24 protein-coding genes are annotated in these 23,841 nt (G+C 72.8%); 14 read left to right on the top strand and 10 right to left on the bottom strand.

The features are described 5' to 3' along the window. The first annotated feature begins 34 nt into the window (after nucleotides 1-34). Entirely contained in the window at nucleotides 35-1,585 is a 1,551-nt protein-coding gene (locus ACFY16_RS32875) for a carboxylesterase/lipase family protein (RefSeq protein ID WP_390650862.1), read from the top strand. 77 nt (nucleotides 1,586-1,662) lie between these two features. Then, nucleotides 1,663-2,313 carry a DedA family protein gene (locus ACFY16_RS32880; protein ID WP_390650863.1) on the top strand — a complete coding sequence of 217 codons (651 nt, stop codon included), beginning with the start codon at nucleotides 1,663-1,665 and terminating at the stop codon, nucleotides 2,311-2,313. Between the two features lie 16 nt (nucleotides 2,314-2,329). Here the strand turns inward: ACFY16_RS32880 and ACFY16_RS32885 are convergent, their stop codons facing one another. After that, nucleotides 2,330-2,860 (bottom strand): gamma carbonic anhydrase family protein, encoded by a 531-nt coding sequence (locus ACFY16_RS32885; protein WP_390650864.1) that lies wholly within the window; start codon nucleotides 2,858-2,860, stop codon nucleotides 2,330-2,332. A gap of 109 nt (nucleotides 2,861-2,969) precedes the next feature. Between ACFY16_RS32885 and ACFY16_RS32890 the strand changes: the two genes are divergently transcribed. After that, entirely contained in the window at nucleotides 2,970-3,734 is a 765-nt protein-coding gene (locus ACFY16_RS32890; RefSeq protein WP_390650865.1) for an acyltransferase, read from the top strand. Between the two features lies 1 nt (nucleotide 3,735). Here ACFY16_RS32890 and ACFY16_RS32895 read toward each other — a convergent pair whose 3' ends face one another. After that, nucleotides 3,736-4,593 carry an EamA family transporter gene (locus tag ACFY16_RS32895; protein WP_390650866.1) on the bottom strand — a complete coding sequence of 286 codons (858 nt, stop codon included), beginning with the start codon at nucleotides 4,591-4,593 and terminating at the stop codon, nucleotides 3,736-3,738. A gap of 124 nt (nucleotides 4,594-4,717) precedes the next feature. Here ACFY16_RS32895 and ACFY16_RS32900 point away from each other — a divergent pair, with 124 nt between their 5' ends. Both ACFY16_RS32900 and ACFY16_RS32905 read left to right on the top strand, forming a co-directional pair. After that, nucleotides 4,718-5,290: a helix-turn-helix domain-containing protein gene (locus ACFY16_RS32900; protein WP_390650867.1), complete on the top strand. Its 573-nt coding sequence runs from the start codon at nucleotides 4,718-4,720 to the stop codon at nucleotides 5,288-5,290. Between the two features lie 43 nt (nucleotides 5,291-5,333). Beyond that, nucleotides 5,334-5,891 carry a YbaK/EbsC family protein gene (locus ACFY16_RS32905; RefSeq protein WP_390650868.1) on the top strand — a complete coding sequence of 186 codons (558 nt, stop codon included), beginning with the start codon at nucleotides 5,334-5,336 and terminating at the stop codon, nucleotides 5,889-5,891. 2 nt (nucleotides 5,892-5,893) lie between these two features. Here ACFY16_RS32905 and ACFY16_RS32910 read toward each other — a convergent pair whose 3' ends face one another. After that, nucleotides 5,894-6,955, bottom strand: a complete 1,062-nt coding sequence (locus ACFY16_RS32910; RefSeq protein WP_390650869.1) for a cation diffusion facilitator family transporter — start codon at nucleotides 6,953-6,955, stop codon at nucleotides 5,894-5,896. Between the two features lie 77 nt (nucleotides 6,956-7,032). On the opposite strand from ACFY16_RS32910, the gene ACFY16_RS32915 reads away from it, so the two are divergent. Then, nucleotides 7,033-7,392: an ArsR/SmtB family transcription factor gene (locus ACFY16_RS32915; RefSeq protein ID WP_390650870.1), complete on the top strand. Its 360-nt coding sequence runs from the start codon at nucleotides 7,033-7,035 to the stop codon at nucleotides 7,390-7,392. A 16-nt stretch (nucleotides 7,393-7,408) separates the two neighbouring features. Here the strand turns inward: ACFY16_RS32915 and ACFY16_RS32920 are convergent, their stop codons facing one another. Next, entirely contained in the window at nucleotides 7,409-8,635 is a 1,227-nt protein-coding gene (locus tag ACFY16_RS32920) for a 4-hydroxybenzoate 3-monooxygenase (protein ID WP_390650871.1), read from the bottom strand. Continuing rightward, nucleotides 8,632-9,087, bottom strand: coding sequence for a CoA-binding protein (locus tag ACFY16_RS32925; protein WP_390650872.1), 456 nt, complete (start codon nucleotides 9,085-9,087; stop codon nucleotides 8,632-8,634). Before ACFY16_RS32925 ends, ACFY16_RS32920 begins: the two co-directional genes overlap by 4 nt. 173 nt (nucleotides 9,088-9,260) lie before the next feature. On the opposite strand from ACFY16_RS32925, the gene ACFY16_RS32930 reads away from it, so the two are divergent. Together ACFY16_RS32930 and ACFY16_RS32935 are read left to right on the top strand one after the other, a co-directional pair. Then, nucleotides 9,261-9,989: a hypothetical protein gene (locus ACFY16_RS32930; protein ID WP_390650873.1), complete on the top strand. Its 729-nt coding sequence runs from the start codon at nucleotides 9,261-9,263 to the stop codon at nucleotides 9,987-9,989. After that, nucleotides 9,986-10,543 (top strand): SixA phosphatase family protein, encoded by a 558-nt coding sequence (locus tag ACFY16_RS32935; protein WP_390650874.1) that lies wholly within the window; start codon nucleotides 9,986-9,988, stop codon nucleotides 10,541-10,543. Before ACFY16_RS32930 ends, ACFY16_RS32935 begins: the two co-directional genes overlap by 4 nt. On the opposite strand, the gene ACFY16_RS32940 is transcribed toward ACFY16_RS32935, so the two are convergent. Beyond that, nucleotides 10,540-12,531 (bottom strand): amino acid transporter, encoded by a 1,992-nt coding sequence (locus ACFY16_RS32940; protein WP_390650875.1) that lies wholly within the window; start codon nucleotides 12,529-12,531, stop codon nucleotides 10,540-10,542. The genes ACFY16_RS32935 and ACFY16_RS32940 overlap by 4 nt on opposite strands. Nucleotides 12,532-12,664: 133 nt before the next feature. On the opposite strand from ACFY16_RS32940, the gene ACFY16_RS32945 reads away from it, so the two are divergent. The 3 genes from ACFY16_RS32945 (at nucleotide 12,665) to ACFY16_RS32955 (ending at nucleotide 17,548) form a co-directional block, all read left to right on the top strand. Then, nucleotides 12,665-13,291 carry a YigZ family protein gene (locus ACFY16_RS32945; protein ID WP_390650876.1) on the top strand — a complete coding sequence of 209 codons (627 nt, stop codon included), beginning with the start codon at nucleotides 12,665-12,667 and terminating at the stop codon, nucleotides 13,289-13,291. 106 nt (nucleotides 13,292-13,397) lie between these two features. Continuing rightward, on the top strand, nucleotides 13,398-14,561 hold the full coding sequence (locus ACFY16_RS32950; RefSeq protein WP_390650877.1) for an exonuclease SbcCD subunit D: 1,164 nt from the start codon (nucleotides 13,398-13,400) through the stop codon (nucleotides 14,559-14,561). Then, on the top strand, nucleotides 14,558-17,548 hold the full coding sequence (locus ACFY16_RS32955; protein ID WP_390650878.1) for an AAA family ATPase: 2,991 nt from the start codon (nucleotides 14,558-14,560) through the stop codon (nucleotides 17,546-17,548). The genes ACFY16_RS32950 and ACFY16_RS32955 overlap by 4 nt, the downstream gene beginning before the upstream one ends. Here ACFY16_RS32955 and ACFY16_RS32960 read toward each other — a convergent pair. Beyond that, entirely contained in the window at nucleotides 17,542-17,988 is a 447-nt protein-coding gene (locus tag ACFY16_RS32960; protein ID WP_390650879.1) for an Lrp/AsnC family transcriptional regulator, read from the bottom strand. The genes ACFY16_RS32955 and ACFY16_RS32960 overlap by 7 nt on opposite strands. A 123-nt stretch (nucleotides 17,989-18,111) precedes the next feature. Here ACFY16_RS32960 and ACFY16_RS32965 point away from each other — a divergent pair, with 123 nt between their 5' ends. Then, nucleotides 18,112-18,591, top strand: coding sequence for a rhodanese-like domain-containing protein (locus ACFY16_RS32965; protein WP_390650880.1), 480 nt, complete (start codon nucleotides 18,112-18,114; stop codon nucleotides 18,589-18,591). A 61-nt stretch (nucleotides 18,592-18,652) separates the two neighbouring features. Here ACFY16_RS32965 and ACFY16_RS32970 read toward each other — a convergent pair whose 3' ends face one another. Beyond that, the gene (locus tag ACFY16_RS32970) at nucleotides 18,653-19,438 is read right to left on the bottom strand and encodes an ATP-grasp domain-containing protein (RefSeq protein WP_390650881.1); all 786 of its coding nucleotides are present in this window, start codon (nucleotides 19,436-19,438) and stop codon (nucleotides 18,653-18,655) included. Nucleotides 19,439-19,515: 77 nt separating this feature from the next. Between ACFY16_RS32970 and ACFY16_RS32975 the strand changes: the two genes are divergently transcribed. Then, nucleotides 19,516-20,031 carry an immunity 21 family protein gene (locus tag ACFY16_RS32975; RefSeq protein ID WP_390650882.1) on the top strand — a complete coding sequence of 172 codons (516 nt, stop codon included), beginning with the start codon at nucleotides 19,516-19,518 and terminating at the stop codon, nucleotides 20,029-20,031. A gap of 256 nt (nucleotides 20,032-20,287) precedes the next feature. Here the strand turns inward: ACFY16_RS32975 and ACFY16_RS32980 are convergent, their stop codons facing one another. After that, nucleotides 20,288-21,979: a DUF885 domain-containing protein gene (locus tag ACFY16_RS32980; protein WP_390650883.1), complete on the bottom strand. Its 1,692-nt coding sequence runs from the start codon at nucleotides 21,977-21,979 to the stop codon at nucleotides 20,288-20,290. A 62-nt stretch (nucleotides 21,980-22,041) separates the two neighbouring features. Further along, nucleotides 22,042-22,545 carry an Lrp/AsnC family transcriptional regulator gene (locus ACFY16_RS32985; RefSeq protein WP_390650884.1) on the bottom strand — a complete coding sequence of 168 codons (504 nt, stop codon included), beginning with the start codon at nucleotides 22,543-22,545 and terminating at the stop codon, nucleotides 22,042-22,044. A gap of 60 nt (nucleotides 22,546-22,605) precedes the next feature. Here ACFY16_RS32985 and ACFY16_RS32990 point away from each other — a divergent pair, with 60 nt between their 5' ends. Then, nucleotides 22,606-23,829, top strand: coding sequence for a trans-sulfuration enzyme family protein (locus tag ACFY16_RS32990; protein WP_390650885.1), 1,224 nt, complete (start codon nucleotides 22,606-22,608; stop codon nucleotides 23,827-23,829). Nucleotides 23,830-23,841: the final 12 nt, after the last annotated feature.

Raw genomic sequence — 23,841 nt, forward strand, 5'->3', positions numbered from 1 at the left:
TGAAGGGGTGCCGAGGGGCAGGCGTGCGCCTGTCGTGCGACGAGTCACCCTCGCGCTGGCGGCCCTCGCGGCCACGCTCCTCACCCCCGTCCCCGCCCAGGCCGCGGCACCGCAGGCCGACCCGGTGGTCCGGACCGACGCGGGCCTCGTGCGCGGCGTCACCGCCGAGGGACGACAGTTCCTCGGCATCCCGTACGCCGAGCCGCCCGTCGGGAAGCTCCGCTGGACGGCGCCGCGCCCGGTTCGCCCCTGGAACGGGGTGCGCGCGGCGCGGGACTTCGGCAACTCATGTGTGCAGACGGCCAGTTGGGACCCTGGGTACGAGCAGCCCAGTCACACCGAGGACTGCCTCGACCTCAACGTCTACGTCCCCGAGGGCTCCGCCCGGCGCGCCGTGCTCGTCTGGTTCCACGGCGGAGGTCTCACCGCCGGCGCGGGCCGGGACATCGTCCCCGACACCTTCGCCCGGCAGACCGGAACGGTCGTCGTCACCGTCAACTACCGTCTCGGCGCCATGGGTTTCCTGGCCATGTCCGGCCTCGACGGCGAGGCGCGCGACGGAGTCTCCGGCAACTTCGGCATGCTCGACCAGCAGGCCGCGCTGCGCTGGGTACGGGCCAATATCGGCCGCTTCGGCGGTGACCCGGCCCGCGTCACCATCGCGGGCGAGTCGGCCGGCGGCCGCTCGGTCTGCACCCAGCTGGCCTCGCCGACGGCGAAGGGCCTGTACCGGGCGGGCATCATCGAGAGCGGCGCCTACGACGACTGCTCCGCCCGCGGTCACGAGACCGCGGTGGCCCAGGGAGCCGCCTTCGCACGGAAGCTCGGCTGTACGACCGTGGCGTGTCTGCGCGGCAAGTCCGCGGCCGAGATCCTCGACACCCAGGGCGAGTTCGACTGGAGCCCGGTCGTCGGCGGCGCCTTCCTGCCCGAGCAGCCCGAGACGGCCCTCGCGCAGGGGGCCGCAGCGGGGATCCCGGTGATGAACGGGGCCAACCAGGACGAGGGGCGGCTGTTCGCCTTCGCCTCCTTCGACCTGGGCGGCAATCCGCTCACGCCCGAGCAGTACCCGGAGGTCATGCGGTCGGCGTTCGGTGACCGGGCGCTCACGCGCTACCCCCTGTCCGCCTATCCCTCGCCGACCCTCGCCTACGCCGCCGCGCTCGGCGACACCCTGATGGCCTGCCCCGCACTCCGGCTGGACGGCATCCTCGCCGCGCGCGGACCGGTGTACTCGTACGAGTTCGCCGACCGCACCTCGCCGCCCTTCGCCTCGCTGCGGAACCTGCACACGGACTTCGACTTCGGTGCGACCCATGTGAACGAGGTGCAGTACCTCTTCAAGCACTTCGGACTCGACTCGCCACTGAACGCCGAGCAGCGTGCGCTGTCCCGGCAGATGGTCCAGTACTGGGGTTCCTTCGTCCGGGACGGGGTGCCGCGCGCCGCCGGGCAGCCGGCGATGCCCGGCCGTCCGGGGACCGTGCTGGCGCTGCGGACCGCGTCGGCGGGCGGAAACACGCCGAGTACGACCGTGCACGCGGAGCATCGGTGCGATCTGTGGGACGCCGACACCTCCGGGTGACCCGGTAGGCTTCCTGGCGTGCGCCTCCTCGCGGCGCACGCCGGGAACGCAGGGACGCAGAACGGGAGGAAGCCGCGGTGCACGTGCAGGAGTGGCTCGACACGGTGCCCGCGGGTGCCGTCTACGCCGTGGTGGCCCTGGTCATCGGTCTGGAGAGCCTGGGTATCCCGCTGCCGGGCGAGATCATCCTGGTGTCGGCGGCCCTGCTCTCCTCGCAGCACGCGGGCGTCAACCCCATCGTTCTCGGCGCGTGCGCCAGCGCCGGCGCCGTGATCGGCGACTCCATCGGCTACGCCATCGGCCGCAAGGGCGGACGGCCACTGCTGGCCTGGCTCGGCAAGAAGTTCCCCAAGCACTTCGGCGAGGGGCACATCGCCACCGCCGAACGGTCGTTCGAGAAGTGGGGCATGTGGGCCGTCTTCTTCGGCCGCTTCGTCGCCCTGCTGCGCATCTTCGCCGGCCCGCTCGCGGGCGTGCTGCGGATGCCGTACTGGAAGTTCCTCATCGCCAACCTGCTCGGCGGCATCATCTGGGCGGGCGGCACGACCGCGGTCATCTACTACGTCGGCCTCGTCGCCGAGGACTGGCTGAAGCGGTTCTCGTATCTGGGGCTGGTGGTGGCCGCGCTCATCGGGCTCACCTCGATGCTGGTGCTGAAGCGCAAGGCGAAGAAGGCGACGGCGCACAAGGAGGCGGCCGAGCGGGAAACCGTCCCGGCCACCGAGTAGGAACCGGCCGCAGGACTCAGTCCCCGTGCACCTGGCGGTGCGCCTGGGCCAGCTCCGCGTACATCGTGCCGTTCAGGGTGACGCCCTGACGCTCCTCCTGCGACAGCTCCCGCCTGACCTTCGCCGGGACGCCCGCGACCAGTGAGCCCGGGGGCACCTGCATGCCCTGCGGTACCAGGGCCTGGGCGGCGACCAGGGAGCCGGCGCCGATCACCGCGCCGTTGAGCACCGTGGCGCCCATGCCGATCAGGCAGTCGTCGCCGACCGTGGCTCCGTGCACCACGGCGTTGTGCCCGATGGAGACACGCTCACCGACGGTCACCGGGAATCCGGGGTCGGCATGGAGCGTGCAGTTGTCCTGGACGTTGCTGCTCGCGCCGACCGAGATCCGCTCGACGTCGCCGCGCAGCACCGCCCCGTACCAGACGCTCGCCCCCGCCTCCAGCGTCACGTCGCCGATCACCGTCGATGTGGGGGCCACGAAGGCCTCCGGGTCCACCTTCGGTTCTCTGCCCGCGATACCCGTGATCAGCGCCTTGTGCGTCATGACCGTCTCCTCGTGTCCGTCGTACACCGGCACCGTACGCCACCCGGTGGGGTGAAGATCACAGGGCTCCGGCCTCTTGGGTGCACCACGCGCCGACTACGGTGAGCGGGTGCCGAAGCGCAAGAACACGTTCTCATCCTGGCGGCGCCGCGTCGCGCAGCAGGCCGTCCACGCGGGCTGGTCCTGGGTGCAGCGCACGGGCTCCGTCACCGCCGAGCACCCCGGGCGCTTCCGCTTCGGCTCGATGGGAACGGCGACCAGGCTCGCCTTCCCCCTCGGCACCGTCTTCGGCGAGCCCTGGATCCATCTCGGCTCCCACTGCATAGTCGGCGAACAGGTCACCCTGACCGCCGGCCTCATGCCCGACCTCGACCTGGGCCCGGACCCGATCCTGCGCATCGGCGACGGGGTCGTGCTCGGCCGCGGCAGCCATGTCATCGCCGACACGACGGTCACCATCGGCAGCGACTGCTACTTCGGGCCGTACGTCTACGTCACGTCCACGAACCACTCCTACGACGACCCGCACGAGCCCATCGGCAAGCAGTGGCCGCGGATGGAGCCCGTGGAGATCGGGCCCGGCTGCTGGATCGGCACGGGGGCCGTGATCCTGCCGGGGGCGCGGATCGGACGGAACGTCGTGGTGGCCGCGGGCGCCGTCGTCCGGGGTGTCGTGCCCGACCACGCGGTGGTGGCCGGGGCGCCCGCCCGGGTCGTACGGCGCTGGACGCCCGCCGAGGGCTGGCAGCCACCCCTGCGCAGCCCGGCCCCGGTGCCGATCCCGGACGGGGTCACCTCCGAGCAGCTCGTGGCGCTGTCGGGTCTCGACGAGGAGACGGCGGCGAGGCTGGCCCAGCTGGAGCCGGAGTCCTGAGTCAGCCGGTGGCCAGCAGCAGGGTGCCCACCAGGGCCAGGCCCGCGCCCGCCGCCTGCACGGCCCGCAGCCGCTCGCTGAGGAAGCCGCGCGCGGCCAGCGCGGTCACCACCGGGTAGAGCGAGGCGAGCACGGCGGCGACCGTGACCGGGCCGTGCTGGGCGGCGACCGAGTACGTGCCGTTGGCCGCGACGTCGGCGAGGCCGACGAAGGCGAGCGCCGGGAGCGAGGCCCAGGGGAAGCCGCCCGCCGGGAGTGCCGGTGCGCCCCGCCGCACGGAGACGTACAGCGCGGTACCGCCCACGGCCACGTTCGTCACGCGCTGTACGAAGAGCGCCAGGAAGAGACCGGTGACCGTGGTCGACGCCTCGGCGATCAGCGCGAAGACCGTGCCGAAACCGAGTGCGGCGATCAGCGTCAGCAGGATCGCCCGACGCTGCACCGCGGCGCCTCTCAGCTGCGGACCGCCGGCGAGCACGACACCGGTGACGGCGACCGCGATCCCGGCGAGCTGCGTCAGCCCGGGGCGCTCACCGAGGAAGAGCCCCACGCCGACGGGGACGGCCACGCTGAGCGTGGCGAGCGGGGAGACGACTCCCATCGGGCCGAGGGCGAGCGCCTTGTAGAAGGAGAGCAGCGCGACCGGGCCCACCAGACCCGCGGCGAACGCGAACCACAGCCGTGGTCCGGCCTCGCTCCAGCCTCCGGTGGCGGCCACGATCGCGCCGAGCACGGCCGCGGCGATTCCCTGTGAGACCACGACCACCGTCAGCGCCGGGATCCGGCGCGTCAGCACCCCGCCGCCGAAGTCGGCCAGGCCCCACAGGAGGCTGGTGGCCAGGGCGAAGAATGCTGTCACGGGTCGCCTCGCAGTACAGTTCGGTGAACGATCGGGTGCACCACACAGTAGTTCAGTGTAGTGAACCCCGCCATTCAGAATACTGAACTCCGAGTGCTCCATGACCCCCGATATTGGACGGAATGTGTCGGATCTCGACCTGCTGACCCAGTCCCTGGCGCGCAATGTGAAGCGCTGGCGCACCGAGCGTGGCTTCACCCTGGACGCGCTCGCCGCACGGGCCGGTGTCAGCCGCGGCATGCTGATCCAGATCGAGCAGGCCCGCACCAACCCCAGCATCGGCACCATCGTCAAGATCGGCGACGCCCTCGGCATCAGCATCACCACCCTGCTCGACTACGAACAGGGCCCGAAGGTCCGCATCGTCCCCGCCGAACAGGCCGTACGGCTGTGGCACACGGACGCCGGCAGCTACAACCGCCTCCTCGCGGGAACCGAGGCCCCGGGCCCGCTGGAGATGTGGGACTGGCGGCTGATGCCCGGGGACAACAGCCCCTCCGACCCACACCCCGCCGGCACGGTCGAACTCGTCCATGTCACGGCCGGGGAGCTGACCCTCACCGTCGACGGCGTGGAGTACCGCGTCCCGGCGGGCGCGAGCGCCTCCTTCGAGGCCAACACCCCGCACATCTACGGCAATCAGGGTGCCGTCCCTATGGAGATGGTGATGGCCGTCTCGGTCCCGCTCGTGCGCTGAGACCCTTCGTGGGCGGCCGTCGTACGGCTGTTACCGTGCGGCCATGCGCGCACCCATCGGAGACTTCGACCACGCCACCCCCACCCCTGACTGCCTCGACGAGCTCACGCGCCCGGTCGCCGACGCCGTACGCCGGTGGACCGGCAGCGTTCCCGCCGGCGAGATCCTCTACGTCGAGACCGACCCGCAGTGGGCCGACACCGCCGTCTTCGTGGAGCACTACGGCCGGGACCTGCTCGAGCGGTCCGCCAACTGCGTGGTCGTCGCCGGCAAGCGCGGTGGTGAGTCCACGCTGGCCGCCTGCGTGGTCCTGTCCACCACGCGCGTCGACGTGAACGGTGCCGTGCGCCGTCAGCTCGGCGCCCGCAAGGCCTCGTTCGCGCCCATGGACACGGCGACGGGGGAGACCGGCATGGAGTACGGCGGGATCACCCCGATCGGACTGCCCGACGGCTGGCCGGTGCTGGTGGACTCGGCCGTCGTCGACCTGCCGTACGTCCTGGTCGGCAGCGGACGGCGGCGCGGCAAGCTGCTGGTGCCGGGGAAGGCGTTCGCGCAGCTGCCGGGCGCGGTCGTGCTGGACGGGCTGGGAGTGGCCTGAGGTCACCCGGGCGTGTGGTGGGCCAGCGCCAGATGCGGGTCCGGCTCGCCCGGGACGGGTGCAGGGTCGGCGTGCACCAGGGCCGCGGTGAGCCTCGGGACGGCGTGCAGCAGGGCGTGTTCGGCGTCGACGGCGATCGCATGGGCCTGCCGTACCGTCGCCTCGCCGTCCACCACGACCGCCACCTCGGCGCGCAGCCGGTGCCCGATCCAGCGCATCCGCAGCTCGCTCACCTCACGCACCCCCTCGACCTCCGCCAGCGCCCGCTCGGCCCGGTCCACCAGGGCCGGGTCCACGGCGTCCAGCACCCGCCGGAACACCTCACGCGCCGCGTCGCGCAGCACCAGGGCGATCGCGGCCGTGATCGCCAACCCGACGACCGGGTCCGCCGGTTCCCAGCCGAGCGCCGAGCCGCCGGCGCCCACGAGCACCGCCAGTGAGGTGAACCCGTCCGTACGGGCATGGAGTCCGTCCGCGACCAGCGCGGCCGAACCGATCGACCGGCCGACACGGATGCGATAGCGGGCCACCCACTCATTGCCCGCGAAACCGACGAGAGCGGCCACGGCGACCGCCCAGAGGTGCTCGACGGGCCGAGGCGAGAGAAGCCGCTCGATCGCCGTCCACCCGGCGAAGGCCGCGGACGCGGCGATCGTCAGCACGATCGCTAGGCCGGCCAGGTCCTCGGCGCGGCCGTAGCCGTAGGTGAAGCGGCGCGTCGCCGCGCGCCTGCCCAGCACGAAGGCGATGCCGAGCGGTACGGCGGTCAGCGCGTCCGCGGCGTTGTGCACCGTGTCGCCGAGCAGCGCCACCGACCCGGACACGGCCACGACGACCGCCTGCGCCAGCGCCGTCGCCCCGAGCACCGCCAGTGAGACCCACAGCGCGCGCATGCCGTGGGCCGAGGACTCCAGGGCGGGGTCGAGTTTGTCGGCGATCTCGTGGGAGTGGGGGGTGAAGAGGTGGGTGAGACGGTGGCGGAGGCCGGTGGTGGGGTGGGTGTGCCCCTCGTGATGAGGGTGCTCATGGCCGTGCTGGTGTCCGTGTCGGTGCCGGTCGCTCACGTGGCTCCCCTTCCGGTGCGCAGGAACGGAGGTGCGCGGGAGTGGACGCACGTGGCCCACGAGGCCATTATGTGCGTATGAGCGCACGCATGCACCTATCACCTGCGCATCATGCGCATCCGCACACCCCGGGCGAGGAGCAGTTCGCGCTCGCGGCCGAACTCCTCGCCCTGCTCGGCGACCGCACCCGCCTCACGCTGCTGCACGCGCTGGCGGTGGGGGAGGCCGACGTCACCACCCTCACGGAGGCGTGCGGGGCGGCGCGGCCCGCGGTGAGCCAGCATCTGGCGCGGCTGCGCCTGGCCGGTCTGGTGAGCGCCCGCAAGGAAGGCCGCCGGGTGATCTACGCACTCCGCGACGGCCATCTGCGCCGCCTCGTCGCCGAGGCGCTGAACGTGGCCGACCACCGCCTCGGCGACCAGCCCGGGCACGACTGACCGGGAGCGCGTCGGGTCAGTGGTGGGCGGCCGTGCCCAGGTACTGCTCGGCGAAGGCGGCGGCCGCCACGGGTGAGGTGAACAGGCGCCGCAGCCGGGCCAGTGTGGTGCCCGCGCGGAACGGGTCGCCCGTGGCGGCGCCGTGGTACACCTCGGAGAGCCAGTGCGAGAACTCCTGGTAGTCCCACACGCGCCGCAGACACGCCTCCGAGTAGTCGTCGAGCCCTCTGTCGTCGTTCTTGGTGAGGTGGTCGACCAGCGCGTCGCCGAGCAGGAACGCGTCGTGCAGGGCCAGGTTCATGCCCTTGGCCGCGATGGGCGCGACGAGGTGGGCCGCGTCACCCGCGAGGAAGAGCCGCCCGTAGGCCATCGGCTCGACGACGTAGTCGTGCATGTCCAGCACCCGCTTCTCGATCAGCCGTCCCTCGGTGAGCGGCGGAACGCCCGCCGCGCCGAGGCGCTGCCGCAGCTCCGTCCAGACGCGGTCGTGCGGCCAGTTGCCCGGGTCGTCGCCGGGCGGGCACTGGAGGTAGTAGCGGGTCACCTCGGGACTGCGGGCCATATGACCGGCGAAACCACGCGGATGGACCCCGAACAGCACACAGTCGGACGACGGCGGCGCCTCGGCGAGGAGGGCCAGCCAGCCGATGCCGTAGTCGTGCCGTGCCACCCGGGCCCGGTCGGCCGGCAGCGCGGTGCGCGTCACGCCACGTGCCCCGTCGCATCCGGCGACGAAGTCGCAGTGCAGCAGCTGCCGTCGACCGGTCTCCGGGTCGAGGTACGACACCGAGGGCCGGTCCGAGTCCAGGTCGTGCAGCCGCACGTCCCGCACCCCGAACCGTATGTCCCCGCCGCGCACGTCCGCGTACTCGTGCACCAGGTCCGTCACCAGCAACGGCTGTGGATAGACGAAATGGTGACGGCCTGTCAACTCTCCGTAGAGGAAGCGGTACCGATCGCCGCCGAACCGGAACTCGCACTGCGTGTGCCTCTGCGCACGCTCCAGCAGGTTCCCTGCGAGGCCTCTCCGCTGGAGGGCCCGCACGGCCCACTCCTCGACGATTCCGGCCCTGGGCCGCTGCTCGATGAACTCCCTCGTCCCGGTCTCCAGGACGACACAGGCGACACCGGCGGCCCGCAGGACGTTGCCGACGGTGAGCCCCGCGGGCCCGGCGCCCACGACGACGACCGGGCAGTGCTGCGGGGAGGGGGAGTCGGGGTGGTGGGGGGAAGTGAAGGTCACCCGGTCATTATGTTGGGGTCGGCGAGAGCCGGCCCCGCCCCCTCCTGGCGCAGCGCCGGGATCTCGATCGCAGGGCAGCGGTCCATCACCATGTCCAGGCCCGCCGCACGGGTGCGGTCGTACGCCGCCTCGTCGACGACGCCCAGCTGGAACCACACCGCCCGCGCACCCTTGCCGACCGCCTCGTCCGCGACCGTTCCGGCGAGGTCGCTGTTGACGAAGACGTCGACGACGTCCACCTCGAAGGGGATGTCCGCGAGGGACGCGTAGCCCTGCTCGCCGTGCACGGTCTCCGCCTTGGGGTGAACGGGGACGACCCGCTTGCCGAAGCGCTGGAGCACCTCGGCGACGTGGTACGCGGCGCGGCTCCGGTTCGACGACAGGCCCACCACGGCCCAGGTGTCACCGAGCTCGGTGAGGATCTTGCGGATCGTTGCCTCGTCGCCGTACACCGGCGGCCTCCTATGGACAGGGGAACTGACTGGGAAGAGACGCTGTCCTGGGGTCAACAGCGGACGGTGTGCGGGGATTCCGAGCAGGTCCGCCACACCCCCGGGCCGGGCTCCGTGTCCTGAATCCGCGCAGCCTGCCTGCGCCCGGGCGCCCGCGCGCCTACGCTCAGCCCGTGCTTCGCATCATCGACGCCCGTACCGGCGAACCCGTCGACGCCGCCCCCGTCCGCCGGGGCCTGACCCGTGTCGAGGCGCACGCGCCGGGGTTCGACACCACGGCCCTGCGCGTGCTGCTCGTCACCGACCTGCTCGTACGCGCCCTGGAGCTCGGCGGGACGCCGGTCTGGGCGCTGCTGAGCGCACCGCGCGACCAGGCCGAGCTGCGCGCGAGTGCCGCGGCCCTCGGTGTCCGGCCCTTCGAGGAGGGGCGGGACATCGGACCCGGGCTGGGCGAGGCCCCGGTCCTGCACGTGGTGGGCGAGGGCGGTGCAGTGCCCGACGGGGTCCGGGTCGAGGTCGCGCCCGTCCTGTCGGCGAAGGCCGGTGTTCCGGAGGGCACCGACCCTTCAGTGCTTCGGCTGGCCCTCCTCGGTCTCCGGCGGAGCGCGCCCGTACGACTCGGCCCGGCCGTCCTCACGGACGCCGACCGCACCCTTCGGCGTTGGCGCCGCACGGTCGCCACCTGGGCGACCAGGCCGTCCAGGCCGGTCCCCGACGAGGTGCGCCGACGGCTCCGTACCGCCTGGGAGGACGACCTGGACGTGCCCGAGGTCCTGCGCGTCCTGCGATGGGTGGAGGAGGCCGGGCCGGACCTGCCGGACGGCGCCCGCTTCGAGACGTACGCCTACGCCGACCGGCTCCTCGGCCTCGAGCTCACCCGCGACCTGGGAGCCCCGGCGTGATCGCGCGCGCCGGCGCGGGACCGCTGCGCCGTCTGGTCGTGCTGCGGCACGCCAAGTCCGCCTGGCCCGAGGGCGTCCCCGATCACCGGCGGCCGCTCTCCCCGCGCGGCCGCCGGGACGCCCCGGCCGCGGGCCGCGCCCTCGCCGAGGCCGACTCCCTGCCCGATCTCGCCCTGTGCTCCACCGCCCTGCGCGCCCGCCAGACCTGGGAGCTGGCCGCCGCCCAGTGGGGCACCCCGCCGCCGGTGCGGTACGACCCGAGGCTGTACGGAGCCGACGCGGTGGACCTGCTGGAGGTGGTGCGTGAGACGCCCCCCGAGGTCGAGACGCTGCTGCTGGTCGGGCACAACCCCGGCCTGGAGGAGCTGGTCCTCGATCTGGCCGGTGAAGGCCTCGACGGAGCGCTGGACGAGGTCCGCGCGAAGTTCCCCACCTCGGCGATCGCGGTCCTCGCCTGGCACGGCAGCACCTGGCGGGCTCTCGCCCCGGGGACGGCCCTGCTGACGTCGATGACCGTGCCGAGAGGGAAGAAGCAGGGCCGAGCGCCGGACTAGCCCACGTGGACGTACGGCCGCCGGTCCGGGTGCGGCTCCGCGCGGCGCAGTACCTCGCGGGTGACCGGGGCGACCTCGCCCTCGCCGAAGATCAGGAAGCGGACCAGGTGGCTGAAGGGGTTGCCCTCCGTCCAGTTGAAGTAGGCGTGCGGGACCTGACCGGTGCGGTCGCGCAGGGCCAGCAGCACCGCGGCGATGGTGTTGGGCACCGTCGGGCCCTGGGCCCGCAGCCGCCGTACGCCGTGCTTCTCGTCACCGTGCACGGTGATGTCGGCGGTGAAGTCCGAGGAGTCCCGCACGAACACCTCCAGGAACAGCACCGGCCCGCGCTCCGGCATGGGCGTGTGCCCCCGCTGGTCGTGCTCCTTGGCCCGGTACTCCCGCCGGCTGTGCTCCTGCGGCTCGTTCGCGATCAGGCGCAGCGGACCGCTGCGGGCCGCCGCGTCGGCGATCCGCACCGCCTTCTCGTCGAGGACGACCTCGCCGGCACGCAGTTCGAAGGCCCGGTGCACCCGCGAGCTGAACGACGTGACCAGGATGGCCACGATGAAGATCGCCGCGATCTTGATACCGTCCGGTCGCTCGATGACGTTCGCCACCAGCGTGTACGCGAAGACGGCGGTGATCGTGCCGAAACCGAGCGTCGTACGGCGATGGCCGCGCCTGTGCGCGGCGACCGTGGAGGCGAACGCCGCCGACAGCATCAGCACCAGCACACCGGTCGCGTACGCGCCGCTCTGCCTGTCGACGTTCGCGTCAAACCACAGGGTGATGAGGACCGCGGCCGTCATGAAGACCAGGACCAGCGGACGCACCGCCCGCGTCCACTCGGGGGCCATGCCGTAGCGCGGCAGATAGCGCGGTACCAGGTTCAGCAGCCCGGCGAGCGCGGAGGCACCCGCGAACCACAGGATCGTGATCGTGGAGACGTCGTAGACCGTGCCGAACACCTGGCCGAGGTACTCGTGCGCTAGATAGGACAGCGCGCGGCCGTTGGCCGGGCCACCGCTCCTGAAGTCCTCCTGCGGGATGAGGATCGTCGTGGCCAGGCTGGACAGCAGCAGGAAGCAGCTCATGGTCAGCGCGGCCGTGGTGAGCAGCTTGCGGGTGTCGCGGATGCGGCCCGCCGGGTTCGCGTACGTGTCCGTCGGGCCGCCCTTGACCTGCGGCATCACGGCCACGCCCGTCTCGAAGCCGGACATGCCGAGTGCCAGCTTCGGGAAGACCACCAGCGCCACGCCGACCATCACCAGGGGCGAGGAGTGCTCGGCGGCCAGCGCGTGGATCCAGTCGTCGATCCGCACCGGGTGGGTGAACACCTCCCAGGCGGAGTCGGCGAGCACGGCCAGATTGAGGGTCAGGTACGTCGCCACCAGCACCACCGCGATGCCGATGGCCTCCCGGAAGCCCTTCAGGAAGACGGCGCCGAGCAGGCCCACCAGCACCAGGGTGACCCAGATGTTCTCGCCGGCCAGCCAGTGCGGGGCGAACGGGTTCTGCACGACGTGCGCGGCGGCGTCCGCGGCCGACAGTGTGATCGTGATGATGAAGTCCGTCGCCGCGAAGCCCAGCAGCACCAGCACGAAGATCTTCCCCGACCACCACGACAGCAGCCGCTCCAGCATCGCGATCGAACCCTCGCCGTGCGGGCTCTCGTGCGCGACCCGGCGATAGACCGGCAGTGCGCCGAGCAGGGTCAGCGCGATCAGTATCAGCGTCGCCAGCGGGGACAGCAGACCGGCGGCGAGGGCGGCGATGCCCGGCTGGTAGCCGAGCGTGGAGAAGTAGTCGACACCGGTGAGGCACATCACCCGCCACCATCGATGGCCCTCGTGCTCGGCGTGCGGAGCAGCGTGCGGGCCCGGATGGCGGGCCGTCTGCTCGCTCAGGCCCTCCAGCAGCCACGCCCGCCAGCGCCACGCGCGCGTGGAGGGCTTCGAGCGGGCAGGTCCGGTGCCGCCGGTGCTCCCCACGTGCGTGCCGGTCATGCCGGTGTCTCCCTGTCTCCCCGTGATCGGCGGAGGCCGGCCGGCCTCCGCCGATCACGGGGCGCGTACCCACCTCATCGTCGCCCCCACCTGCGACGCGGGCTACCGCACCGGCTGCGCATAGGCTGGCCGGATGCAGGACGAGTACCGCACCGTCGCCCACGCGGGCGTGCACGAGACCGAGGTCAACCGTTCCCGCTTCCTGTGCGCGCTCGCCCCGGCGGCCACCGAGCAGGAGGCCCAGGCCTTCGTCGCCGCCGTTCGCAAGGAGCACGCCGACGCCACCCACAACTGCTGGGCCTACGTCATCGGAGCCGACGCCTCGGTCCAGAAGGCCAGCGACGACGGCGAACCCGGCGGCACGGCGGGGGTCCCCATGCTCCAGATGCTGCTGCGCCGCGACATGCGGTACGTCGTCGCCGTCGTCACCCGCTACTACGGTGGCGTCAAGCTCGGTGCGGGCGGACTGATCCGGGCGTACGGCGGCGCGGTCGGGGAGGCCCTGGACGCCCTCGGCACCCTCACCCGGCGGCGCTTCCGGCTGGCCACGGTGACCGTCGACCACCAACGGGCGGGCAAGGTGCAGAACGACCTGCGCTCGACCGGGCGCGAGGTACGTGACGTTCGTTACGGGGAGGCGGTCACCATCGAGATCGGGCTGCCGGACGCCGACGTGGAGGCCTTCCGGGGGTGGCTCGCGGATGTGACGGCCGGGACAGCGGGGTTCGAGCTGGGCGGCGAGGCGTACGGCGACACTTAACGAATGGGGCTTTTTCTCGTAACGGACATATGGGCGGCTGGTCGTGACGGGCTGATACGGGAGTAACCGCCCGTGATGTCAGACCCGGCCGTTAACCTCGGGGATCATGCGACTGCTGCACACTTCCGACTGGCATCTCGGCCGCGCGTTCCACCGGGTCGACATGCTCGGCGCGCAGGCCGAGTTCATAGGCCACCTCGTCACGACCGTGCGCGAGCACGCCGTGGACGCCGTGGTCGTGTCGGGAGACGTGTACGACCGGGCGGTACCGCCGCTCGCCGCGGTCGAGCTGTTCGACGACGCCCTGCACCGCCTCGCCGACCTCGGCGTGCCGACCGTGATGATCTCCGGGAACCACGACTCCGCCCGCCGACTGGGGGTGGGCGCCGGTCTGATCGACCGCGCGGGCATCCATCTGCGGACCGAGCCGTCGGCGTGCGGGACGCCGGTGGTGCTCTCCGATGCCCACGGCGAGGTGGCCTTCTACGGTCTGCCCTATCTCGAACCCGCCCTGGTCAAGGACGAGTTCGGCGTGGAGAAGCCAGGACACGAGAGCGTGCTCGCCGCCGCCATGGACCGCGTCCGCGCCGACCTCGCCACCCGCGCGCGTGGCACACGTTCCGTCGTCCTGGCCCACGCCTTCGTCACCGGCGGTGAGGCCAGCGACAGCGAGCGGGACATCACCGTCGGAGGGGTGGCCGCCGTGCCCGCCGGCGTCTTCGACGGCGTGGACTACGCGGCGCTGGGCCACCTGCACGGCTGCCAGACCATCACCGAGCGCGTGCGCTACTCCGGCTCCCCGCTGCCGTACTCCTTCTCGGAGGCCGGCCACCGCAAGAGCATGTGGCTCGTCGACCTGGGCGCCGACGGCACGCTCACCGTCGAGCGGATCGACTGCCCGGTGCCACGGGCGCTGGCCCGCGTCAGGGGCCCGCTGGAGGAGCTGCTCGCCGATCCGGGGCTCGCCCGGCACGAGGAGGCGTGGGTCGAGGCGACGCTCACCGACCCCGTCCGCCCGGCCGATCCCATGGCCCGGCTCACCGAGCGGTTCCCGCACACGCTGAGCCTCGTCTTCGATCCCGACCGGGCTCCGGACGACCCCGGCGTGTCCTACGCCACGCGGCTCGCCGACCGCAGCGACCAGCAGATCGCGGAGGACTTCGTGGCGCACGTGCGCGGTGCCGGGCCCGACGCGCGGGAGCGGATCGTGCTGCGGGACGCGTTCGACGCGGTGCGCGCGGACGAGACCCTGCGGGAGGTGGCCCGGTGAGGCTCCACCGCCTGGACATCACCGCCTTCGGGCCCTTCGGCGCGGCGCAGACGGTCGACTTCGACGAGCTGTCCGCCGCCGGGCTCTTCCTGCTGCACGGCCCGACCGGCGCGGGCAAGACCTCCGTCCTCGACGCGGTCTGCTATGCGCTCTACGGCTCCGTCCCGGGCGCCCGACAGAGCGGGCAGGGCCTGACGCTGCGCAGCGACCACGCCGCGGTCGGCACCCGCACGGAAGTCCGCCTCGAACTGACCCTCGCGGGGCGACGGTTGGAGATCACCCGGCAGCCGCCCTGGGAGCGTCCCAAGCGGCGCGGCTCGGGTACCACCCTCGACAAGGCCCAGACCTGGCTGCGCGAGTACGACGCCGTCGCCGGCTCCTGGAAGGACCTCAGCCGCTCGCACCAGGAGATCGGCGAGGAGATCACCCAGCTGCTCGGCATGAGCCGCGAGCAGTTCTGCCAGGTCGTGCTGTTGCCGCAGGGCGACTTCGCTCGGTTCCTGCGCGCCGACGCCGAGGCCCGCGGCAAGCTGCTCGGCCGGCTGTTCGACACGCATCGCTTCGCGGAGGTCGAGAAGCGCCTCGCCGAACGCCGGCGTGTGACCGAGACCCAGGTACGCGAGGGCGATGCCGCGCTGCTGGCGGACGCACACCGCATGCAGCAGGAGGCGGGCGGCGCCATGGAGCTGCCCGAGCTCGCGCCCGGGGAGCCGGGCCTGGCCGAGGCCGTACTGAGCGCCGCCGCCGTCGCCCGCAGTACCGCCCGCGAAGAGCTGGCCGTCGCCCACTGCCGCCTGTCCGCCGCCGAGTCCGCACAGGCCGCCACCGAGCGCGCGCTGTCCGACGTACGCGAAGTGGCCCGGTTGCAGCAGCGGTTCGCACAGGCGCGGCAGCGCGCCACGCTGCTCCAGGAGCGGGCCGACGCGCACCGGGGCGCGCAGGCGCGCATGGAACGGGCGCGCAAGGCGGAGGCGGTGGCGCCGGCGCTGGAGCTGCGGGAGGCCGCCGAGGCCGAGCACCGGCGGGCAGCCGGTGCCGAGGCACGCGCGCGTGCACAGGTGCCGGCGACCTTCGCGGAAGCCGGTGCGGCGGGACTCGCGGCCGCCGCGCGCCGGGCCGCCGAGGAACTGGGCGGACTGGAGTCGGCCCGCCGCGCCGAGCACCGCCTGACCGAACTCACCGCCGAGCGCACCGGCCTGGACCGCCAGGAGCGCGCCGACGACGACGTCCTGGCGGAGGCGGAGAGCTGGCTCGGCGAGTGGGAGACGACCCGGGCCGGCCTTCAGGGCCGTATCGAGGCCGCCCAGGAGGCCGCCACCAGGGCCGAGCAGCTCGCCGTGCAGCGCGAACCGGCGCAGAAGCGGCTCAGGGCCGCCCGGCTGCGCGATCAGCTCGCCGGGGACACCGAAGAAGCGCAGAAGCGGGCACTGGTCTCGGAGAAGCAGGCGATACAGGCCCGCGCCGACTGGCTGGACCTGAAGGAACAGCGACTGAACGGCATCGCCGCCGAACTGGCCGCGAACCTCCAGGACGGCGAACCCTGCGCCGTCTGCGGCGCCACCGAACACCCCGCCCCCGCCCGCAAGATCGCCGGACATGTCGACCGCGAGGCGGAGGAACGCGCCCTGGCCGCCTACCAGAGCGCGGAGGAACGGCATGCGCAGGACGAGCGCCGCCTGGGCGTCGCCCGGGAGGCGCTGGCCGCCGCCACCGCCGAGGCGGGAAACGCCCCGACGGAGCAACTGGCGCGGGAATCCGAGGAATTGGAGCGGCAGTACGCCGAGGCCCGCAGCGGCGCCTCCGGACTGCACGCCGCGAACGAACAGCTGAGGCACGCCGAGCAGGAGCGCGAACGGCGGACCGCGGTGCGGCAGGAGGCGGCCGTCCGAGCCGCCTCACGGGTCGGCCACCGGGAGCGACTGGACCGCGAGAAGGCCATGCTGGAGAAGGAGTTGGCCCACGCCCGGGGCGGCGCCGGCAGCGTCGCCGCGCGGGCCGCGCAGCTGGAGCGTCAGGTCGCCCTGCTCACCGACGCGGCCGACACCGCCCGCACCGCCGAGGACACCGCGCAGCGGCTCAAGGCCACCGACGCGCGCCTCGCCGACGCCGCCTTCCGCGCCGGGTTCGACACCCCGCAGGCGGCGGCCGCCGCACTCCTCGACGACGCGGCGTACCGCGAGCTCCAACGGCGCCTGGACGCCTGGCAGTCCGAGGAGGCCGCCGTACGCGCCGTCCTCGCCGAGGCCGACACCGCGGCCGCCGCCCAGCAGCCGCCCGCCGACGTCACCTCGGCCGAGCGGACCGCCGCCGTCGCGGGCCGCCGGCTGCGCGACGCCGCCTCCGTACGCGACGCGGCCGCCCGGCGCTGCACCGAACTCGACCGGCTGTCCGCGCGTGCGGCCACCGGGGTACGGCGCCTCGCACCCCTGCGCGAGGAGTACGACCGCGTCGCCCGCCTGGCCGGCCTCGCCGCGGGCACCTCGGCCGACAACGAGCGCAAGATGCGCCTGGAGTCGTATGTGCTGGCGGGCCGCCTGGAACAGGTCGCCGCCGCCGCGACCGTGCGGTTGCAGCGCATGTCGTCCGGCCGCTACACCCTTGTCCACTCCGACGACCGGGCCGGACGCGGTCGTAGCGGGCTCGGGCTGCACGTCGTCGACGCCTGGACCGGGCGTGAGCGGGACACGGCGACGCTGTCGGGCGGCGAGACGTTCTTCGCCTCGCTCGCCCTGGCGCTCGGCCTCGCGGACGTCGTCACCGACGAGGCCGGCGGGGTCCGCCTGGACACGCTCTTCATCGATGAGGGCTTCGGCAGCCTCGACGACCAGACCCTCGACGAGGTCCTCGACGTCCTCGACTCCCTGCGCGAACGCGACCGCAGTGTGGGGATCGTCAGTCACGTGGCCGACCTGCGGCGGCGCATCCACGCGCAGCTGGAGATCGTGAAGGGCCGGTCGGGCTCGGCGGTGCGGCAGCGGGGTCAGTGAGCGAGCGGCCGCCGGGGGAGCGGGGAGGAGTAGACGACGCTGGTCGTGACCGACCCCAGCGTCCCGATCTTGCCCGACACCTCCTCCAGGTGCCGCATCGAACGGGCGGCGACCTTGATGACGAAGCAGTCGTCGCCCGTGACGTGATGCGCCTCGAGGATCTCGGGCGTGACGGCCACCAGGTCGTGGAACGGCTTGTAGTGGCCGTTGGGATAGCGCAGCCGTACGAATGCCAGGATCGGCAGGCCCAGCCGCTCGGGGTCCACGACGGCCGCGTACCCCTGGATGATGCCCGCCTCCTCCAGCCGCCGCACCCGCTCGGTGACCGCGCTCGCGGACATCGACACGGCACGCGCCAGGTCGGCGAAGCTGGCCCGGCCCTCGCGCTGGAGGACCTCGAGGATGCGCCAGTCGGTGGCGTCCGGGGAATACGCGGTCATGACGGAGAAATAGCAGGTGAATCCCCGGCGGAGCAAGGCCCACGCCGGGGAATGCCCCTTCAGTGAGATGATCATCGACCGTAGATTTCTGGGCATCGGGAACCACCACGGAAAGGCCTCACGATGACCGCCGCGACCACCGTCAACCCCGTCCTGCGCGTCGCCCCCGCCGCGCCGGCCGAGGCAGCCGCCTACTTCCGCGCCAGCCTCGTCTTCCACGCCGACGTCTCCGACGTCGCCGCCGCACTCGCGGCCGGCGGGGACCCCGGCTTCGTCGTCCTGGACTCCCGCTCCACCGCCTCCTGGGATCAGGGCCACGTCCCCGGCGCGGTCCACCTGCCGACCGCGCTCATCCCCGAGCAGGCCGAACAGCTCCTGGACAAGTCGGTCCCGGTCGTGACGTACTGCTGGGGACCCGGTTGCAACGGCGCCACGCGGGCTGCCCTCGCCCTCGCCGAACTCGGCTACCAGGTCAAGGAGATGCTCGGCGGCTTCGAGTACTGGGCGCGCGAGGGCTTCGCATACGAGACCTGGGAGGGCACCGAGCGCCGGGCGGCCGACCCGCTGACGGCGCCGGTGGACGCGGAGGACTGCGGCTGCTGACGCGACGGCGGGAGATCGTGCGAAGAGGTCGCGTGCCAGGAGTTCGGCGCGCGGCCAGGACTCAGTCCCGTACCGGCGTCGGACGCAGGAAGCGGCGGTCCGCCGGAGCGAACTCCTCTTCCGGGCGGGCCGCGCGCAGCACCACGTCCAACGCGGCGTCCGCCGCGCAGGCGTAATGCCCGCTGGCCCAGGCGGCGTTGGCCTCCACCACCGCCCAGCCCGAGTCGGTGAGCAGCCCCACGTCCACGACGACCGCGCTCGGCAGCCCGCTGTCGACCAGGCGCCCGGCGAAGGACAGCACCTCGGACCGGCGCGGGTCCGCTGCCAGCGGCGCCACGTCGAGCTCGCCGCCCGTCGCGTACCGGCTGCCGGTGCGGACCGTGCCGTCCAGGAGGAACAGCCGGTACTCCAGGGCGAATGTCACGATGTCGCTCACCAGCACGGGCGCGTCGTCGTCGACCGCATCGGGCCCCGGCAGCCGGCTCCCGTCCGGGTAGACGCGTGCGGGGAAGCTCTTGTCGTTGGGCGGCTTCACGAACGCGGGCCGGCGCAGCTGCCGCGCCTCGCGGATGGTCGTGAACTCGACGTCTCGCAGGGTGAGTTCGTACGGCAACCGGGCGAGCCAGTCCTCCGGGGCCTCCAGCAGTCCGAGCCCCAGCTCCCGCGCCACGGCGTCCGCGAACAGCGGTCCGGCGTACAGCGAGGCCCCGGCGGCCCCGCGCTCGTGCTCGGGCACCCGCCAGTCGCGCAGCGTCTCGACCCGCGTGCCGCGCCGCCGTGCGGCGTCCGCGAGGGCGTGTCCGGTCGCCGTGACGCGCGGGGAGAGGAAAAGGGTCCGGGTGGTCATGAGAGTAGAGAGTGGCGTACGAGTCGCCTTCGGGGACAGTGAATTCGTGGGACCCCTGTGCGTGTAGGTTCTGCGGCATGGTGCGATACGCGGATCCGGGCGCGGTGGAATGGGTGGAGTCGGGCGGCGGGCCGCTCATAGCGGTGCCGGAGACGGTGCTGCCGTTCTGGGCGGGTGCCGAGGGGGACGAGACGGCCTCGGACTACGACCGCGCGTGTGAGATCGACGCGGCTGTCGGACTGCTGCCCGTCGGGGACAGCGCGGCCCTGGTCCTCGGCGACGAGCCCGCCGCCACCGCCTACCTCCCCGACCACGGCACGTTCGTACGCTGGTACGCCGCGGACTCGGCGGAGGAACTCCTCGCGGAGCTGCCCGAAGCGCTCGTCACGGCGTCCTGGGCGTCCGAAGTGAACTGGAACGTACCCGGCACGGTCCTCCTGTTCGACGCGGCCTGGCCCGGCAACGACTGCGCGCGGACCGACCATGTGAAGATCTCGCTCCATCCCGGCCGGTACGCCGTGCGCGCGGCCCAGGTGCAGCCGGGCCCCGAGACCTGGTTGGGGCTCGTACAGCTGCGGCGACTGCCGGACTGACCGGGCGGGGCGGTGCGTGGCGGCTGCCGGGCTGTTCGGTGGGCGGGGACGGCGCTCGGCTGGCCCCCGAACGCGTCCGTAATTACGAGTGCGCCGACCCCGCACGTTCACCATCATGGTCGTCCATGTCACGACTCCCGCACCCGAAGACCTGCGCCGTGACCCCGAACGAAGTCGAGAGCTTGGGGAAGGGTCACGGGTCAGGTCATCGACTCGGAGGGCGGGTTCCGGAGATGAGCGGGGTGAGCCCCGTGCGTCAGAGCTTGGACAGCTCGTCCACCAGGTCGTCCAGGCCGAGGGAACCCTGGGACAAGGCCGCCATGTGCCAGGCCTTCAGGTCGAAGGCGTCGCCGTGCCGCTTGCGGGCGTTCTCGCGGCCCAGCAGCCAGGCCCGCTCGCCGAGCTTGTAGCCGATCGCCTGACCGGGCATCGTCAGATAGCGGGTCAGCTCGCTCTCCACGAAGTCCGCCGGGCGGCTGCTGTGCCCGCCGAAGAACTCCTGGGCCAGCTCCGGAGCCCAGCGCTCGCCCGGGTGGAACGGGGAGCCCGCCGGGATCTCCAGCTCCAGGTGCATGCCGATGTCGATGATGACGCGGACGGCCCGCATCATCTGCGCGTCCAGGTAGCCGAGCCGCTGTTCGGCGTCGGTGAGGAAGCCCAGCTCGTCCATCAGCCGCTCCGCGTACAGCGCCCAGCCCTCGGCGTTGGCGCTCACCCCGCCGAGGGTCGCCTGGTAGCGGGACAGGTTCGCGGCGACGTGCGTCCACTGCGCGAGCTGGAGGTGATGGCCGGGGACGCCCTCGTGGTACCAGGTGGAGACGAGGTCGTAGACCGGGAAGCGGGTCTGGCCCATCGTCGGCAGCCAGGTGCGGCCCGGGCGCGAGAAGTCCTCCGACGGCGCGGTGTAGTAGGGCGCCGCCGCCCCGCCGGGAGGCGCGATGCAGGACTCCACCTTCCGCACTCGCTCGGCGAGTTCGAAATGCGTGCCGTCCAACGCGTCGATCGCCTGGTCCATCAGGCCCTGCAGCCAGTCGCGGACCTCCTCGACGCCCTCGATGTGCCGGCCGTGCTCGTCGAGATGCGCGAGCGCCACCCACGGCGTCGCGGCGCCGGGCAGGATCTTCTCGGCCTCCTGCCGCATCTCGCCCAGGAGACGGTGGTACTCGGCCCAGCCGTACGCGTACGCCTCGTCCAGGTCGAGGTCCGTGCCGTTGAAGTAGCGTGCCCAGCGGGCGTAGCGCTCACGGCCCACGGTGTTCGGCGCGCCCTCGATCGTCGGCGCGTACACGTCGCGCATCCAGTCCCGCAGCTCGACGACGGCCGCGGTCGCCCCGCGGGCGGCCTCGTCCAGTTCCGCGCGCAGCGCCTGAGGGCCGGCCGCCGCGAAGTCCTCGAACCAGCCGCGGCCGTTGCCGTCGGTGTCCGACCACTCGGTGAGCTGTTCGACGAACGTGGCCGTCGGACGCGGTGCCGCGTACAGCTTGCGTTCCAGGCCGAGCGCGAGGGACTCGCGGTAGCCCGCCAGCGCCGTCGGCACCGCGCGCAGCCGCTCGGCGATCGCCGCCCAGTCCTCCTCCGTCTGCGCCGGCGTCACGGTGAAGACCTCGCGCACCGAGTGCGGTGCCGTGTGCAGGTTGCCGACGGCGCGCAGGTGTTCGTCGGCCTCGTGCACGGCGAGCTCCGCGGTGAGCCGTTCGCGCAGCAGGCGCCCGCAGCGGCGCTCGATGTCACTGTCGGCGCCCGGCTGCCGCTCGGCCTCGTCGAGCCGGGCGAGCGTCGTCCGGGCCAGCTCGGCGAGCGCATCCTGTCCGGCCGGTGAGGTGTCGGGCAGACGGCTCGAACTCTCCTTCACTCCGAGGTAGGTTCCGGTGATCGGGTCGAGGGCGATCAGCTCGTCGACGTAGGCGTCGGCGACCTCGCGGGGCAGCTGGCTCTTGGTCTCTGACATGCGGACATCCTCGTACGGATACCGGTGCCACGTCAGCCCGGATTGCCACGCCATGCGCGATGTCAGTCCGATTTCGCTGAGGGCTTGTCCGACGGGCCTGGTGGGAGCAGTGGCCCGCAGTCCCACTGCTGGAAGATCAACCGGGTCTCCACGCGGGCGACTTCCCGTCGCGCCGTGAACTCGTCGAGCACCAGCCGCTGCAGATCGGCCATGTCCGCCACCGCCACATGGACGAGATAGTCGTCCGGACCGGTGAGATGGAACACCGTCCGCGCTTCCGGCAGCGCCCGGATCCGCTCCACGAACGGCCCCACCAGCTCCCGTCGATGCGGCCTGACCTGCACCGACAGCAGCGCCTGCAACCCGCGCCCCAGCTTCGCCGGATCCACCCGCAGCTGATGGCCGAGGATCACCCCCGAGCGGCGCAGCCGCGTCACGCGGTCCAGACAGGTCGACGGCGCGACCCCGACCTGCGCGGCGAGATCGCGGAACGTCGTCCGGGCGTCGTTCTGCAACAGCCGCAGCAGGTGAAGGTCCACCGGATCCAGTACGACAGATTCGGCCATTGGCCGAACGTAGCACGGCGTTCGAATACGGTGCCCCGGCCGGTGTTCACCCTTGCCGCCATGGACTCAGCGACCACGTTCGCGCCGTACGACGACGTACGCACCCCATCGAGAGCACTGGCCACCGAGGCCGTGCACGCCGGACGGGACGACCTCGCCCGCCAGGGACTGCACGCCCCGCCGATCGACCTGTCCACCACCTACCCGTCCTACGACAGCCGCGGCGAGGCCGCCCGCATCGACGCCTTCGCCGCGACGGGTACCGAGCCGGAGGGCCCGCCGGTCTACGCCCGTCTCGGCAACCCCACCGTCGCGCGCTTCGAGACCGCCCTCGCCCGACTGGAGGGCACCGAGAGCGCGGTCGCGTTCGCCAGCGGCATGGCCGCGCTGAGCGCCGTACTGCTGATACGGGGGGCGATGGGCCTGCGCCACGTCGTGGCCGTGCGCCCGCTGTACGGCTGCAGCGACCACCTGCTCACCGCCGGACTGCTCGGCTCGGAGGTGACCTGGACCGACCCGGCCGGCATCGCGGACGCCCTGCGCCCGGACACGGGCCTGGTCATGGTCGAGACCCCGGCGAACCCGACCCTCGCCGAAGTGGACCTGCGGGCCGTCGCCCACGCCTGCGGCTCCGTTCCGCTGCTCGCGGACAACACCTTCGCCACGCCCGTCCTGCAACGCCCCGCCGAGCAGGGCGCCCGGCTGGTGCTGCACAGCGCCACCAAGTACCTCGGCGGACACGGAGACGTGATGGCCGGCGTCGTGGCCTGCGACGAGGAGTTCGCCGGGCAGCTGCGCCAGGTCCGGTTCGCGACCGGCGGGGTGCTGCATCCGCTGGCCGGCTATCTGCTGCTGCGCGGCCTGTCGACCCTGCCGGTACGGGTGCGGGCCGCCTCCGCGAACGCCGCCGAACTCGCCCGCCGCCTCGCCGCCGACCCGCGCGTCGCCCACGTCCACTACCCGCGCATCGGCGGAGCGATGATCTCCTTCGAGGTCCACGGCGACCCGCACGAGGTCATCGCCGGCGTCCGGCTGATCACCCCGGCCGTGAGCCTCGGCAGCGTGGACACCCTCATCCAGCACCCGGCCTCCATCAGCCACCGCATCGTGGACCCCGCAGACCGTCGGGGCGCCGGCGTGAGCGATCGGCTGCTGCGACTGTCGGTGGGACTGGAGGATGTCGAAGACCTGTGGGCCGACCTGAACGGGGCATTGGGCGGTCCGGGCGCGGCTGATCGGGTCGCGGTCGGGGAGTCGGGGCGTCGGTCGTCCGAATCGTCTTGACGGTTTGCCTCG

The sequence above is a fragment of the Streptomyces sp. NPDC001315 genome (genome assembly GCF_042896175.1).
GTDB lineage: Bacteria > Actinomycetota > Actinomycetes > Streptomycetales > Streptomycetaceae > Streptomyces.